This is a genomic window from Pseudomonas zanjanensis (assembly GCF_014268745.2).
Lineage (GTDB): Bacteria > Pseudomonadota > Gammaproteobacteria > Pseudomonadales > Pseudomonadaceae > Aquipseudomonas > Aquipseudomonas zanjanensis.
The window spans coordinates 66,262-81,070 of the sequence record NZ_JABWRB020000007.1 but is presented as its reverse complement, the minus strand read 5'-3'; the positions used below and the strand labels follow the sequence as shown (position 1 = coordinate 81,070).

The window sequence follows — 14,809 nt, the reverse complement described above, 5'->3', positions numbered from 1 at the left end:
CCGCTCCCACAATGGATCGCTGGTGGACACGGATTTTGTGATCACAACAGGTCCATTGTGGGAGCGGGCTTGCTCGCGAAAGCGATCATCAGAACAACAAATATCCCCCTGAGATAACCACCCTTGAACATCCAACCCAGCACCTACTCCCCCGACACCGCCGTGCCCCTGGACAAACGCGTCTTCGGCGCCCGCGATCTTTTTTCCCTGTGGTTCTCCCTCGGCATCGGCCTGATGGTCTTGCAGGTCGGTGCCTTGCTCGCGCCGGGCCTGGGCCTGAGCGGTTCGTTGCTGGCGATTTTCCTCGGCACGCTGGTGGGCGTCCTGCTGCTGGCGGCGGTCGGGGTGATCGGCAGCGACACTGGCCTGTCGGCCATGGCCGCGCTGAAGCTCAGCCTCGGCAGCAAGGGCGCGAGCGTGCCGGCGGTATTGAACCTGCTGCAGCTGATCGGCTGGGGCTCGTTCGAAATCATCGTCATGCGCGACGCCGCCAGCCTGCTGGGTGCGCGGGCTTTCAGCGAAGGCAGCCTGGGTTCGAACCCACTGCTGTGGACGCTGTTCTTCGGTGCCCTGGCCACTTTGCTCGCCGTGAGCGGGCCGCTGACCTTTGTGCGCAAGGTTCTGCGCAAGTGGGGCATCTGGTTGCTATTGGCGGCCTGCATCTGGTTGACCTGGAACCTGTTCGCCAAGGCTGACCTGGCAGCGCTGTGGGCCCAGGCGGGCGATGGTTCGATGCCGTTGGCGGTGGGGTTCGATATCGCCATCGCGATGCCGCTGTCGTGGTTGCCGCTGATCGCCGACTACTCGCGTTTCGGCAAGCGCGCCAAAAACGTCTTCGGCGGTACGGCGGTGGGCTTCTTCATCGGTAATTTCTGGCTGATGAGCCTGGGCGTGGCCTACACCCTGGCGTTCGCGCCAAGCGGTGAAGTCAACGCGTTGCTGCTGGCCCTGGCGGGTGCTGGATTGGGTATTCCGCTGTTGCTGATTCTGCTGGACGAGTCGGAAAATGCCTTCGCCGACATCCACTCGGCGGCGGTATCGACAGGCATGTTGTCGGGGTTGAAGGTCGAGCACCTGGCCTTGGCGATTGGCGTCATCTGCACCTTGATCGCCTGCTTTGCACCGTTGGCGCAGTACCAGAACTTCCTGTTGCTGATCGGCTCGGTGTTCGCGCCGCTGTTCGGCGTGGTGTTGGTGGACCACTTCATCCTGCGCAAACGCAGCAGCCAAGTGGTGTCAGCCGCGTTGCGCTGGCCGGCCCTGTTGGCCTGGTTGGGTGGGGTGAGCACCTATCACCTGCTGGCCAATTTCTATCCGGACATCGGCGCAACCCTGCCATCGTTGATCCTGGCAGGGTTGCTGCAACTGTTGCTGGGCCGGGCCTTCAGCTACGGCCGGGAAACAGCTCGGGCTTGAGGATGCCATTGAGGCGTGGATAGGCGATCTTCAGTTCGATGTGGCCCAGGGCGTATGGCGCGATGGTGCTCACTTCGTACTTGAGGATCACCCCGCCGTAGGTCAGCGCGATGTGTGGGGTTTTCTGGAAGGACCACTGTTTCAGGAACTCGGGTTCCTGATCCAGCTTGGTGCTGATCAGCCAGCTGTTGTGAGCCACTTGCGCGGCTTTCCAGAAGGCTTCTTCCTGGCCCGGCAGCAGCATGTCCGACAGCGTCAGCACCTTGTGCTGCTGGCGCGAATAGTTGATGAAACCGCGCCCCGGCGTGCCGTGGGCACCGCCGGTGTCCAGGTAGCTGGACAGTTCGATGATCACCAGGCCGTCATGTTGCTCACGTACCTTGGCCTGCAAATAGCTGCTGTTGCCTGGGGCGGCGTTGCGCAGGAACTGCTCGCGATAGGCCGCCAGCGTCGGCGCCACCGGGGCGTCCGCGGTGGTGCGGGTCATTTGCAGCAGGCGTTTTTCGATGATGCCATCCAGGGCGGGTTCGGCCGGAAAGTGCAGGGTATCGATGTTCACCAACGGGCAGTCGGCACTGGCGCAACCTTGTTGCAGTTGTTCCGAAGCGTCGCGAGTGGTCTCCAGCGGCGCGCGATAGTTGGGTTGGAACAGGCTTTGGCAAGCGCCCAGGGTCAGGGCAATGGCGGCCACGGAGGCAGTTTTGAAAAGCGACATGGGCGTCCTTCATGAAACACGGAAAGGCAAAAAGTTACCCGCTTCGACTGTCGGCAAGGCAATCAGTTCGCCACTAAGCTCATTAGAGTGATTTTAAGCGCAGCCGTCCATCCCGATCACTGGCAGGGGGCTGCCCCAAAGGGTTCGAGCGCGTTAGGATGGCGCGAAGCCGAGGTTGGAACCTCGTATTGATCGACTGCACACGAGGATTGTCATGACCGATTTCGCCAACGCCACACCGAACGCCGTGGACATCGTCAAGCGGGAGACCTGCTTCAAGGGTTTCTATAAGCTCGACCGCCTCGTCTTGCGCCACGAGTTGTTTGCCGGTGGCATGAGCCGTGAGATCAACCGTGAATTGTTCGTGCGTCATGATGCGGTGTGTGTGCTGCCCTACGACCCGCAGCGCGATGAAGTGGTGTTGATCGAGCAGTTTCGCGTGGGGGCCATTGGCAAGACCACCAACCCCTGGCTGGTAGAGCTGGTGGCCGGGTTGATCGACAAGGATGAGCAGCCGGAAGAGGTTGCTCATCGCGAAGCGCAGGAGGAAGCTGGGCTTGTCTTCGCTGCGCTCTGGCCGATGACCCAATACTTTCCATCGCCGGGCGGCAGCAATGAATTCGTACATTTGTACCTGGGGCGTTGCGACAGCACGGGGGCAGGCGGCCTGCATGGCCTTCTGGAGGAAGCCGAGGACATTCGGGTGAAGGCCTGGGCCTACGAAGATGCCTTGCAAGCCGTGCGCGACGGACGTATCTGCAACGCGGCCAGCATCATTGCCTTGCAATGGCTGGCCTTGAATCGCGATGAAGTGAGGGGGCTATGGTCCTGAACAAGCTGCGCGACCGCTATCGCGTCGATCTGGTGGGATTGCAGGCCGCCTGCGAGGCCAACTACGCCCGCCTGATGCGCTTGTTGCCAGACATGCGCAACGATCCGCTGCCACGCCGCATCGCCGTGACCCACGGCGACCAGATGCTTGGCGTGTTGGCCCTGGAAGTGCTGCAGGCCTGTCCCTACACCACCACCTTGCAAGTGCGCCAGGAGCACAGCCTGCCCTGGCTGCCGGTGCCGCAACTGGAAGTGCAGGTCTATCACGACGCACGCATGGCCGAAGTCGTCAGCGCCGAACATGCACGACGCTTTCGTGGCATCTATCCTTATCCCAATGCGTCAATGCACCAGCCCGATGAAAAAGCCCAGTTGAACCTGTTCCTGGGCGAATGGCTGAGTCATTGCCTGGCGCTGGGCCACGAGTTCGAAGTCGTTCGGTAGTTGTGAACCGGTTCCGGTTCGCGGGTTTCCCCTTTCGATCGTCCCCCAGCATAATTGCCGCTTCATGCAACGGCGTGATTGCGCCTGGGAGAAAGCGATTTGCCGAGCGTATCCAGCTTGACCACGGCCGATGCGGCGTTGTTGGTCCAACTGTCCGACAGCCATTTGTTCGCCGAGGCCGATGCCTCGTTGCTGGGCATGAATACCCGTGACAGTTTGCGGGCAGTCATTGATTTGGTGCTCAAGCAGCAGCCGAACATTGACCTGATGCTCGCTACCGGGGATTTGTCCCAGGACGGCACGCTGCAATCCTATGAGGCGTTTCGGCAACTGACTGCACGAATCGACGCGCCGGCGCGGTGGATTCCCGGCAACCATGATGAGCCGCAGGTGATGCTTGAGGCGGCGGTCAAGAGTGCGTTGCTCGATCCGGTGGTGGACATTGGCAATTGGCGGGTGACGATGCTCGATTCGGCCGTGCCGGGTTCGGTGCCGGGGTTTTTGGCTGAGGAGCAGTTGATTCTGTTGGCCAATGCCTTGAGCGAGGCGCCGGAGCGGCATCATCTGGTGTGTCTGCATCATCACCCTGTTTCGATTGGGTGTGTGTGGATGGAGCCGATCGGGTTGCGTAATCCGGAGGCGCTGTTTGCGGTGTTGGATCGGTTTCCCCAAGTGCGGGCGGTGTTGTGGGGCCATGTGCATCAGGAGATAGACCGGGTGCGCGAGGGGGTTCGTTTGTTGGCTTCGCCTTCGACTTGTATTCAGTTTGAGCCGGGGAGTGAGGATTTTGCGGTGGGCTCGCAGGCGCCTGGGTATCGGTGGTTGCGGCTTTTGCCGGATGGGCGGTTGGAGACGGGGGTTGAGCGGGTGGTTGGGTTTGCGTTTACCCCGGACTATGGCTCCAACGGGTACTGAGTTCGATCCTGTTTATTGTGGGAGCGAGCCTGCTCGCGAAGGCTTGATTGAGTACATATCCATTTCTGCGGTAACGGCTGCTTAGGGTTCCCACCACTCGGTGCCTCGCTAGGGCTCGGCATGCCCGAACGAAGGCATTGCTCCGTGGGCCCGCCGCGAAGGGCCATCCATGGCCCAGCGCGGCTATTCCGGCATCCATGCCTGGATGCCCACTGCGCAATACCTGCGTTCGGCCAGCGTGGTTAACGGGGCCCCAAGATCAAAAGCCAAGCCGAGGCGGCCTTATAGCCGACCTGGCTCTCCTAGTCGTACACCCGTCAGAACTGTGGGAGATCTGTGGGAGCAAAGCTTGCTCGCGAGGCGGCCTGACAGCCGACCTGATTCTCCGGTCATACCCCGATCCGATTGTGGGAGCGGGCTTGCTCGCGAAGACGGCGGAACATCCAATACTGATGCAAGCTGGCCCACCGCTTTCGCGAGCAAGCCCGCTCCCACAGGGATCGGCGGTGGTCGCAAATCCATAGGTCACCACTGACCCAATGTGGGAGCGAGCCTGCTCGCGAAGGCGGCACATCCAATACTGATGCAAGCAGCCCCACCGCCATCGCGAGCAAGCTCGGCTCCCACAGGGATCGGCGGTGGACACTGATCTTATAAACGACCCAAAACCTGTGTGGGAGCGGGCTTGCTCGCGAAGACGGCGGCACATCCAACGCTGATGCAAGCTGGTTCACCGCCATCGCGAGCAGGCTCGCTCCCACATTTTTTCGGAGTTGTTCTCAGGTATCGCATTCACTATAAATCCTCTGTGGGAGCGGGCTTGCTCGCGAAAATGGTGTGCTATCAAGATTGATGTTGGCTGACCCGACGCATTCGCGAGCAAGCCCGCTCCCACAGGGGAAACGCGGTCTCACCAAGAACCAGGTCGGCTCTAAGGCCGCCTCGTGGTGGACGTTGATCTCGGTGCCCCGTTAACCACGCTGGCCGAACGCAGGCATTGCGCAGTGGGCACCTCGGCATGGATGCCGGGTTAGCCGCGCTGGGCCATGGATGGCCCTTCGCGGCGGCCCACGGAGCAATGCCGGAGTGAGGGCATGCCGAGCCCTAGCGAGGCACCGAGTGGTGGGGCAGGAGCGTTTTGCTTACTTTTGCGCTTTTCAAAAGTGAGCCGCCGTCAGGGCGGAACCCTAAGTGGCCGTTACCGCAGAAATGGATATATACCCGGTCAACAAAATCCTGCCCGGCTGTCAGGCCGCCATCGCGAGCAGGCTCGCTCCCACAGTTTGATCGAAGTACAACCGGGAGAAACAGGTTGGCTACAAGGCCGCCTCGCGAGCAAGCTTTGCTCCCACAGGCGCTGTGATCGACGGTTCATAGAGGGCAACAACACGGTCAAATCCCCCCCAATCCCCGCAATCTCCCTGTAAACTCCGGCCTTTGCCCAGCACCCAGGGAGTCGGCAATGTCGGGTTCGATCCTTTATATCCATGGCTTCAACAGCGCCCCAGCATCGACCAAAGCCTGCCAACTGGTCGAAGTGATGGCACGCCTTGGCCTCAGCGACCAGCTACAGGTGCCGGCCCTGCATCACCACCCCCGCCAGGCCATCGGTCAGCTGGAACAGGCGATTACAGAACTGGGGCGGCCGCTGCTGGTCGGCAGCTCGCTCGGCGGCTACTATGCGACTCACTTGGCCGAGCGCCACGGGCTCAAGGCCCTGTTGGTCAATCCTGCCGTGAGCCCGCATCGGATGTTCGACGGGTACCTGGGTACGCAGAAGAATTTATACACCGACGAAACCTGGGAATTGACCCACGACCACGTGACGGCCCTGGCCGAGCTGGAAGTGCCGGCGCCCTGGGATCCGCAGCGGTATCAGGTATGGTTGCAAACCGGTGACGAAACGCTGGATTATCGCCACGCCCAGCAGTATTACCGCGCCTGTGCCTTGCGCATCCAGGCCGGCGGCGACCACAGTTTCCAAGGATTTGCCCAGCAGTTACCGGCATTGTTGAGTTTTGCCGGCATTGGCGCTGATTTGTACCAGGCGATCGACTTCACGTCGCTGTGAGCCATCGCCCCTTTTTCATTGAACACTGACGACGAGACCCCATGGCCACTCCCAGCGCTAGCTCTTATAACGCAGACGCCATCGAAGTCCTCTCGGGCCTCGACCCGGTGCGCAAGCGCCCCGGCATGTACACCGACACCAGTCGGCCGAACCACCTCGCCCAGGAAGTCATCGACAACAGTGTCGACGAAGCCTTGGCCGGGCATGCGAAGTCGGTGCAGGTCATCCTGCACGCCGATCACTCGCTGGAAGTCAGCGATGACGGCCGCGGCATGCCGGTGGACATTCACCCTGAAGAAGGTGTGTCGGGCGTCGAGCTGATCCTCACCAAGCTCCACGCCGGCGGCAAGTTTTCCAACAAGAACTACCAGTTCTCCGGCGGTCTGCACGGGGTGGGTATTTCCGTGGTCAACGCCTTGTCGACCCAGGTGCGGGTGCGGGTCAAGCGTGACGGCAATGAATACCAGATGACGTTCGCCGACGGCTACAAGGCCACCGAGCTGGAAGTGGTCGGCACCGTCGGCAAGCGCAACACCGGGACCAGCGTGTATTTCGCCCCGGATCCGAAGTATTTCGATTCGCCGAAGTTTTCCGTCAGCCGCCTCAAGCACGTGCTCAAGGCCAAGGCCGTGTTGTGCCCGGGGCTGCTGGTCAGTTTCGAGGACAAGGCCACCGGCGAAAAAGTCGAATGGCATTACGAAGACGGCCTGCGCTCTTATCTGGTAGATGCGGTCAGCGGTTTCGAACGCCTGCCCGACGAGCCGTTCTGTGGCAGCCTGGCCGGTAACAAGGAAGCCGTGGACTGGGCGCTGTTGTGGCTGCCCGAAGGCGGCGAAAGCGTCCAGGAAAGCTACGTCAACCTGATCCCCACGGCTCAGGGCGGTACCCACGTCAACGGCTTGCGCCAGGGACTGCTCGACGCCATGCGTGAGTTCTGCGAGTTCCGCAACCTGCTGCCTCGCGGCGTGAAGCTGGCGCCGGAAGACGTCTGGGAGCGCATTGCCTTCGTCTTGTCGATGAAGATGCAGGAACCGCAATTCTCCGGCCAGACCAAAGAGCGCCTGTCGTCTCGCGAGGCGGCGGCGTTTGTTTCCGGCGTGGTCAAGGACGCGTTCAGCCTGTGGCTCAACGCCAACCCGGAAACCGGCCTGGCCCTGGCGGAGCTGGCGATCAACAACGCCGGTCGTCGTCTGAAAGCGAGCAAGAAAGTCGAGCGCAAGCGCATCACCCAAGGGCCGGCCTTGCCGGGCAAGCTTGCCGATTGCGCCGGGCAGGACCCGATGCGTTCCGAGCTGTTCCTGGTGGAAGGTGACTCCGCCGGCGGCTCGGCCAAGCAGGCGCGGGATAAAGAGTTCCAGGCTATCCTGCCGCTGCGGGGCAAGATCCTCAATACCTGGGAAGTGGACGGCAGTGAAGTGCTGGCCAGCCAGGAAGTGCATAACATCGCCGTGGCCATTGGCGTCGATCCGGGCGCCGAGGACATGAGCCAGCTGCGCTACGGCAAGATCTGCATCCTCGCCGACGCCGACTCCGACGGCCTGCACATTGCCACGCTGCTCTGTGCCTTGTTCGTCCAGCATTTCCGCCCACTGGTGGACGCCGGCCACGTCTACGTGGCGATGCCGCCGCTGTACCGCATCGACCTGGGCAAGGAAATCTACTACGCCCTGGACGAGGCCGAGCGCGACGGCATCCTTGACCGCCTGGTGGCCGAGAAGAAACGGGGCAAGCCGCAGGTCACCCGATTCAAGGGCCTGGGTGAGATGAACCCGCCGCAGTTGCGCGAAACCACCATGGATCCAAATACCCGCCGCCTGGTGCAGTTGACCTTGGATGATTTTGAAGCGACTTCGGAAATGATGGACATGTTGCTGGCCAAGAAACGCGCCGGCGACCGCAAGTCCTGGCTTGAATCCAAAGGGGACCTGGCCGAGGTGCTGGCCTGATGCGCAACGGTTTCGCCCTGGCGTTGTGGCTGTGGGCGGGGATGGTGGTCGCAGGGCCGGCGCCGGAATTGAAGCTGCTGTCCGAGCATGCCGTCGACGGCATGCGCGGTGGCAACCTGTCCGGGCTGGCGCTGTGCGGCGGCGAGATGTGGACCGTGTCCGATCGCGATGATGACCGGATCTATCGCCTCATGCCCTCCGAGGCGCCGGTCTGGCAGGCCGAGGCGGTTGGAATCGAGGTGCCGGAGGTGCCGGACAGCGGTTTGCCCTGGGGCTTGAGATCGCGAACCTGGGCGGCGTCGTTCCTGCGCGGTGGCGAGCTGGATTTCGAAGGCATCAGCTGTGACAGCGCCGGCAATCGTTATGTGGTCAGCGAGTCTCATGCCGCCGTGCTGTACATACCGCCGACGGGGGCCGCATCCTGGCTGAAAATTGCCCCGACGATGATCCGGCAGGCGCGGGGCAGTGGCATGTTGCTGCACTTCAACGCCTTGTTCGAAGGCCTTGCGGTCAGCCCGGCCGGCGACCAGTTGTGGTTGGCGGCCGAGCGTGAGCGTCGCGGCCTGCTGTTGATCAAGCGCCAGCAAACGGTGTGGGACTGCGACGGCAATTGTGTCTTGCTCAGCGAAGCGGGCCAGGAAATGCAGCCGGCGCAGTTCCCTAAGGCCAAGGCGGTTTCCCGGGATTTCGCCGACCTGTCATTGTTCAATGGCAAGCTGTTTACCCTGGAGCGCAATGCCTACCAGATCTGCCGGCGTGACCCGCAGACCGCCCAGGTGGAACGTTGCTGGTCGTTCGCCGCCGAGGCGTTGCAGGATAGCCGTCGTTATCCCCAGCCTTATGGGCTGGCCGAAGCGCTGGTGGTGGACGCCGACGGAGCCTGGATCGGCCAGGACAACAACGACGGTAAGCGGGCCGATGGCGAACAGCGGCCGATTGTCTGGCGCTTCGCCGCGCCTGACGGTGGCTGGAGCGCCTCGCCGTGAGCCAGCAACCACCGGGCAAGCGCGCCGGCCGGGTGCTGATGATCCTGGCCTGGTGCGCGGCGCTGTTTCTGGCAACACGGTTTTTTGCCCAGTGGGAGCAGCGGGAACTGAACCCCAATGCCCAGGTGCATTCGCTAAAAGGCGAAGGTTTTATCGAGGTGAAGCTGGTCGGCAACCGGCAGGGGCATTTCGTCGCCAGCGGCCAGATCAACGGCCAGCCGGTGGACTTCATGCTCGACACCGGTGCCACCGACGTGGCGATTCCGTTGGAATTGGCCGAACGCCTCAAGCTGGAAAAAGGTTTCGGCGTGACCTTGAGCACCGCCAACGGTGTGAGCGAGGGCTACCGCACGCGCATCGACCGGCTGCAATTGGGTGACATCGTGCTGCGCGATGTCCGTGCCCTGGTGGCGCCGGGCCTGGGCGGCACGCAAGTGCTGCTGGGCATGAGCGCCCTGAACAAACTTGAATTTACCCAGCGCGACGGCACCATGCTGCTGCGCCAGACAACGAACTGATGAGGCCCGCATGAGCGACATTCTTGCAGACAGCTTAGACGGCGTAGAACGCCGATCGCTGGCTGACTTCACCGAAAATGCCTACCTCAATTACTCCATGTACGTGATCATGGACCGCGCCTTGCCGCACATCGGCGACGGCTTGAAGCCGGTCCAGCGGCGGATCATCTACGCCATGAGTGAACTGGGGCTGGATGCGGATTCCAAGCACAAGAAATCGGCGCGTACCGTCGGTGACGTGCTCGGTAAGTTCCACCCCCACGGCGACTCGGCCTGCTACGAAGCCATGGTGCTGATGGCCCAGCCGTTCAGCTACCGCTACACCTTGGTGGACGGCCAGGGTAACTGGGGTGCGCCGGACGATCCCAAGTCCTTCGCGGCCATGCGTTACACCGAGGCGCGGCTGTCGCGTTATTCCGAGGTGCTGCTCAGCGAGCTGGGCCAGGGCACCGCGGACTGGGGGCCGAACTTCGACGGCACCCTCGACGAACCCCTGGTGTTGCCAGCACGTTTGCCGAATATCCTCCTCAATGGCACCACCGGCATCGCCGTGGGCATGGCCACTGACGTGCCGCCCCACAACCTGCGGGAAGTGGCCACGGCGTGCGTGCGTCTGCTGGACGAACCGAAAGCCACGGTGGAGCAGCTCTGCGAGCATATCCAGGGCCCGGATTATCCGACCGAAGCCGAAATCATCACCCCGCGCGCAGACTTGCTGAAAATCTACGAGACCGGTCGCGGTTCGGTGCGCATGCGCGCCGTGTACCACATCGAAGATGGCGACATCATTGTCACGGCGCTGCCGCATCAGGTGTCCGGGGCCAAGGTCTTGGAACAGATTGCCGCGATGATGCAGGCAAAACCGTCGAAAGCGCCGCAAGTGGCTGACTTGCGCGACGAATCCGACCACGAAAACCCGTGCCGCATCGTGATCATCCCGGTCAACAGCCGGGTCGACCACGACGCGCTGATGCAGCACCTGTTCGCCAGCACTGACTTGGAGTCCAGCTACCGGGTCAACATCAACATCATCGGCCTGGATGGCAAGCCGCAGTTGAAGAACTTGCGGGCCTTGCTGGTGGAGTGGCTGGAGTTCCGGGTCAAGACCGTGCGCCGGCGCCTGCAATTTCGCCTGGACAAGGTCGAGCGCCGCCTGCACCTGTTGGACGGCTTGCTGATCGCCTACCTCAACCTGGATGAAGTGATCCACATCATCCGTACCGAGGAGCACCCCAAGGCCAGCCTGATCGAGCGTTTCGCCCTGAGCGAAATCCAGGCCGACTACATCCTCGATACCCGCCTGCGGCAGTTGGCGCGGTTGGAAGAGATGAAGCTGCGGGCCGAGCAGGATGAGTTGCTCAAGGAGCAGGCCAAGCTGCAAGCCTTGCTGGGCAGCGAAGCCAAGCTCAAGAAGCTGGTGCGCACCGAGCTGCTCAAGGACGCCGAAACTTACGGCGACGACCGTCGCTCGCCGATCGTCGAGCGTGCCGAAGCCAAGGCGCTGAGCGAACACGATCTGTTGCCGAACGAGAAAGTGACTGTCGTGCTGTCGGAAAAAGGCTGGGTGCGTTCGGCCAAGGGTCATGATATTGACGCGACGGGGCTTTCCTATAAGGCCGGGGACGGCTTCAAGGCCTTGGCGGCCGGGCGCTCCAACCAGTTTGCGGTGTTCGTCGACTCCACCGGACGCAGTTATTCGGTGCCGGCCCATACCCTGCCATCGGCTCGCGGCCAGGGCGAACCGCTGACCGGTCGTTTAACACCGCCACCGGGTGCAACTTTTGAATGCGTGCTGATGCCTGATGATGATGGGCTCTACGTAATCGCATCGGACGCGGGTTACGGTTTCGTGGTCAAGGGTGAGGACCTGCAAGCCAAGAACAAGGCGGGCAAGGCCTTGTTGAGCCTGCCGAACAACGCCAAGGTGATTGCGCCACGGCCGGTGGCCGATCGGGAGAACAACTGGCTGGCGTCGGTCACCACCGAAGGCCGCTTGCTGGTGTTCAAGATCAGCGATCTGCCGCAGTTGGGTAAAGGCAAGGGCAACAAGATTATTGGTATTTCCGGCGAACGGGTCGCCAGCCGTGAGGAATATGTCACGGATATTGCAGTGTTGCCGGAGGGCGCCACGCTTGTGCTACAGGCAGGCAAGCGCACGCTGTCGTTGAAGGCGGACGATCTTGAGCATTACAAGGGTGAACGCGGTCGGCGGGGCAACAAGCTTCCAAGAGGGTTTCAGCGAGTCGATGCGCTGCTCGTCGAAAACCTCAATTAGGCGTAGTAGAGGGCTCGGTCTGCGATTAAATGCCGCAGATCGATACTTTCGCGCTGGAGTCGGCGCGCATATTCACGGATGATAGGCCCTTTCAAGCGCCGGCGTGGCCGAGCGTTCTTCATAATGACCGAGTATTTTTTCACTGTGGCAAGCCTTGTGGCTGCCACCTGGACGGAACGATGACTGCTCTGCGCCTCCCTATTTTGTGGCTCGCCGGCCTGCTTGGCCTGGCGGGCTGCAGCATGAACCAGCCGGTGTCGCTGTACCAACTGGACAGCGGAACCCCGTCCCAGCCTGCGCAAAGCACAGGCATGGCCGTATTGCTCGGCCCGGTTCTGATCGCTGACTACCTGCAGCGTGAAACCTTGTTGCAACGTCAACCGGACGGCAGCCTGCAAGCCGCCACTGACGGCCGTTGGGCCGGCAGCCTGTCCTCTGACATCGATCAATTGCTGCTGCGCCAGGTCGCCGGGCATTTGGACAGCCAGCGCGTGGTGCTGGCCCCTGCAACCCAGGGCTTCACTCCGGATGTACAAGTGCTGCTGTCGATTACCCGCCTGGACTCGGGCAAGGATCAGCCGGCAGTGCTCGATGCCCAATGGCGGTTGATCGACCGTCGTGGCAAGGTGCGTGAAAACCGCATCGTACATCTGCAAGAGGTCCATGCCGGCACCACCGCGGCGCAAGTCCAAGCCCAGGGCGTGCTCCTGCAGCGCCTGGCCGAACAGCTGTCCGTGTCGCTCAAGCCGTTGGCCAACCAGCCGCCTGTCGCTGAAGCAGTGCCCCGTAAGTCCGCGCCTGCCCCGGCCAAGCCGGTGGAAAAGGAAAAGGACAAGATCCCCATGGCCTTGCCAATTCGTACGGACATGGAAGTGTTCAGGTTCTGATGCCTGGACCGGATATACGACAAAGCCCGCAGTGATGCGGGCTTTGTTGTTTCTGCCATTCGGAATCTCTGGTGTCTGTGCTGGCCCTTTCGCGAGCAAGCCCGCTCCCACACTGGATTTTCAGTGGGACGTAGATCTTGTGGTCCATGGAGATTCACTGTGGGAGCGGGCTTGCTCGCGAAGAGGTCAGTGACGCCAACAAAAAAGCCCGCAGACAATCACTCATCTGCGGGCTTCGTTATTTCAAGTCCTGAGATTCAGACCTGGCGCTCATGCATCCGCGCCAGTTGCCGCTCCAGCATCGACGGATAAGGCTCCATCAAGCGCTCCACGCAGCACGCGCCTTCGGGGCTGGCGATGGGGCGGATGCGGGCGCGTTGGCGGATCAGGGCGTCGTCATTGATCTTGCGCTCCACCAGCAGCAGGTTGCGGCTGTGTTGCGACAGTGCCAGGGCGTCCTGGGCGGTTTCGGTCAGCAGCAGGTCGATCTGGCTCAGGCCGAACAAGCCATCACCCAAGGTCAGGCCCAATTGCAATTGCAGGGTAATGCCGCTGTCGGCGACTTCGATCTGCAACTGGTGACCCAAGGCTCGCAACAACTCACCGCAGCAAATGGCGTTGGTCAGGTAATCGTCGCCGCTGTCTTCGGTGTGGAACAGCATCAGCGTGCTGCCGTCGTTCAGGGTATGCAATTCGCCCTGATAGAGCGATGCGGCCTGGTCGAGGCAGTCGCGGTAGCGCTCGAGCAACTCCTTCAGGCGCGCCTGGGGCAGGCGGCGCAGTTGATCCTGGGCGCCCAACTGCACGGCCAATACGGCGCTGTGCTGGGGCAGGTCCGAGGCAACAGGCCTGGCGACCGGTCGAGGTGCTCCCTCGGCGGATTCGTCACGCAGGTCGGCGAAGGCGTCATCGTCTTCCTCGTCCTCTGCCGTGCGTACCACATGACGTGGTGCCGGTTTGGAGGCGGGCATCGGCTGGCTTTCGTCGAAGCCCGGATCGCGCAGGTTACGCACTTCGAAACCCGGCTCGGCCTCGTCGTCCACGTAGTCAATGTCTTCAGGTTCCGGCACCGGCTCAGGTTCCGGCGCGAAGCTGGCGTGCAGTTGCCGGGCCAGGTCGCCGATTTCGTCCTGGCGCTGGGTGGCGGGCGTGTGTTCGTCGATGTCCCGCAGCCAGACGCGCAATTGCAACAGCGGCGTGGAGATGTGCCGCCCCAGGCGCAGGCTCAAGGCCAATGCCAGCGCCAGCAGGATCGCGCTGAGGATGCCCATGCTTTGCAGGCTGATGGTCATCGGTTGCTGGAACTGGTCCATGTCCAGGCTGATGCGCAGTTGCCCGGCGGTCACGTCCTGGAAGGTGATCTTGCTCTGGTACATGCCGCCGGACTCGCCCAGCAGGCCAGGCTTGGGGCGCTGCCCAGCCTCGGCGAGGATGCGGTTGTCCACGCTGTAGATGGCGGCGTGGGCCACCAGCTTGTTCTTGGTCAGGTTGTTGAGCAGCACGTTGAGGCTGAGGATGTCGTTGGACACCAGCAGCTCGGTGGCGGACGTGGCGGTCTGGGTGGTCAGGCTTTCCCCCAGGGCATCGGCCTGCTCGTGCATCGCCTGCTTGAATTGCAAACCCATCACGCAGGCATAGATGACCAGGGCCAGGGCGACCAGGATTACGTTATGGCTGGCAATGCGCAATGCAATCGGCACACGACGGTGACGCAGTGCGCGGAAGATCAGCAGGAAGAAGTTGTCGGTTTTGACTGGCGTGGGCCGGTTCACTGAGCTCGGCTCTTTGTCCGTGAAATTGACGCG

At 62.1% G+C, this 14,809-nt stretch carries 12 protein-coding genes; 10 read left to right on the top strand and 2 right to left on the bottom strand.

Annotated features, from left to right (window positions below):
* Positions 1 to 123 precede the first annotated feature (123 nt).
* Positions 124 to 1,416 (top strand): putative hydroxymethylpyrimidine transporter CytX, encoded by a 1,293-nt coding sequence (gene cytX / locus HU715_RS25785; RefSeq protein ID WP_186708033.1) that lies wholly within the window; start codon positions 124 to 126, stop codon positions 1,414 to 1,416.
* Here cytX and HU715_RS25780 read toward each other — a convergent pair.
* Entirely contained in the window at positions 1,385 to 2,131 is a 747-nt protein-coding gene (locus HU715_RS25780; RefSeq protein ID WP_186708031.1) for a DUF3298 domain-containing protein, read from the bottom strand. The genes cytX and HU715_RS25780 overlap by 32 nt on opposite strands.
* A 214-nt stretch (positions 2,132 to 2,345) precedes the next feature.
* Here HU715_RS25780 and HU715_RS25775 point away from each other — a divergent pair, with 214 nt between their 5' ends.
* The 9 genes from HU715_RS25775 to HU715_RS25735 all read left to right on the top strand — a co-directional run bounded on the left by HU715_RS25775 (position 2,346) and on the right by HU715_RS25735 (position 13,004).
* Positions 2,346 to 2,963: an NUDIX domain-containing protein gene (locus HU715_RS25775; RefSeq protein WP_186708029.1), complete on the top strand. Its 618-nt coding sequence runs from the start codon at positions 2,346 to 2,348 to the stop codon at positions 2,961 to 2,963.
* Positions 2,954 to 3,406 carry a DUF1249 domain-containing protein gene (locus HU715_RS25770; RefSeq protein ID WP_092205313.1) on the top strand — a complete coding sequence of 151 codons (453 nt, stop codon included), beginning with the start codon at positions 2,954 to 2,956 and terminating at the stop codon, positions 3,404 to 3,406. The genes HU715_RS25775 and HU715_RS25770 overlap by 10 nt, the downstream gene beginning before the upstream one ends.
* A 99-nt stretch (positions 3,407 to 3,505) precedes the next feature.
* Positions 3,506 to 4,321, top strand: a complete 816-nt coding sequence (cpdA, locus tag HU715_RS25765; RefSeq protein WP_186708027.1) for a 3',5'-cyclic-AMP phosphodiesterase — start codon at positions 3,506 to 3,508, stop codon at positions 4,319 to 4,321.
* Positions 4,322 to 5,783: 1,462 nt separating this feature from the next.
* Positions 5,784 to 6,392 carry a YqiA/YcfP family alpha/beta fold hydrolase gene (locus HU715_RS25760; protein WP_186708025.1) on the top strand — a complete coding sequence of 203 codons (609 nt, stop codon included), beginning with the start codon at positions 5,784 to 5,786 and terminating at the stop codon, positions 6,390 to 6,392.
* A gap of 41 nt (positions 6,393 to 6,433) precedes the next feature.
* A complete protein-coding gene (parE, locus tag HU715_RS25755) occupies positions 6,434 to 8,338 on the top strand; it encodes a DNA topoisomerase IV subunit B (RefSeq protein WP_053181455.1) in 1,905 nt (634 codons plus the stop codon).
* Positions 8,338 to 9,324, top strand: a complete 987-nt coding sequence (locus HU715_RS25750) for an esterase-like activity of phytase family protein (protein ID WP_186708023.1) — start codon at positions 8,338 to 8,340, stop codon at positions 9,322 to 9,324. The genes parE and HU715_RS25750 overlap by 1 nt, the downstream gene beginning before the upstream one ends.
* Positions 9,321 to 9,842, top strand: coding sequence for a TIGR02281 family clan AA aspartic protease (locus HU715_RS25745; RefSeq protein ID WP_186708021.1), 522 nt, complete (start codon positions 9,321 to 9,323; stop codon positions 9,840 to 9,842). The genes HU715_RS25750 and HU715_RS25745 overlap by 4 nt, the downstream gene beginning before the upstream one ends.
* Before the next feature lie 10 nt (positions 9,843 to 9,852).
* Positions 9,853 to 12,117 (top strand): DNA topoisomerase IV subunit A, encoded by a 2,265-nt coding sequence (gene parC, locus HU715_RS25740; RefSeq protein ID WP_186708019.1) that lies wholly within the window; start codon positions 9,853 to 9,855, stop codon positions 12,115 to 12,117.
* Between the two features lie 179 nt (positions 12,118 to 12,296).
* Complete coding sequence (locus HU715_RS25735; protein ID WP_186708017.1) at positions 12,297 to 13,004, top strand: PqiC family protein; 708 nt, start codon at positions 12,297 to 12,299, stop codon at positions 13,002 to 13,004.
* Positions 13,005 to 13,261: 257 nt separating this feature from the next.
* Here the strand turns inward: HU715_RS25735 and HU715_RS25730 are convergent, their stop codons facing one another.
* Positions 13,262 to 14,776, bottom strand: a complete 1,515-nt coding sequence (locus tag HU715_RS25730; RefSeq protein ID WP_186708015.1) for an AhpA/YtjB family protein — start codon at positions 14,774 to 14,776, stop codon at positions 13,262 to 13,264.
* Positions 14,777 to 14,809 lie beyond the last annotated feature (33 nt).

What these genes read in the sequence shown, in the direction of transcription:
- HU715_RS25780 (WP_186708031.1), bottom strand. Translation starts at nt 2,131, where the DNA reads ATGTCGCTTTTCAAAACTGCCTCCGTGGCCGCCATTGCCCTGACCCTG.
- HU715_RS25775 (WP_186708029.1), top strand. Translation starts at nt 2,346, where the DNA reads ATGACCGATTTCGCCAACGCCACACCGAACGCCGTGGACATCGTCAAG.
- HU715_RS25770 (WP_092205313.1), top strand. Translation starts at nt 2,954, where the DNA reads ATGGTCCTGAACAAGCTGCGCGACCGCTATCGCGTCGATCTGGTGGGA.
- HU715_RS25760 (WP_186708025.1), top strand. Translation starts at nt 5,784, where the DNA reads ATGTCGGGTTCGATCCTTTATATCCATGGCTTCAACAGCGCCCCAGCA.
- parE (WP_053181455.1), top strand. Translation starts at nt 6,434, where the DNA reads ATGGCCACTCCCAGCGCTAGCTCTTATAACGCAGACGCCATCGAAGTC.
- HU715_RS25750 (WP_186708023.1), top strand. Translation starts at nt 8,338, where the DNA reads ATGCGCAACGGTTTCGCCCTGGCGTTGTGGCTGTGGGCGGGGATGGTG.
- parC (WP_186708019.1), top strand. Translation starts at nt 9,853, where the DNA reads ATGAGCGACATTCTTGCAGACAGCTTAGACGGCGTAGAACGCCGATCG.
- HU715_RS25735 (WP_186708017.1), top strand. Translation starts at nt 12,297, where the DNA reads ATGACTGCTCTGCGCCTCCCTATTTTGTGGCTCGCCGGCCTGCTTGGC.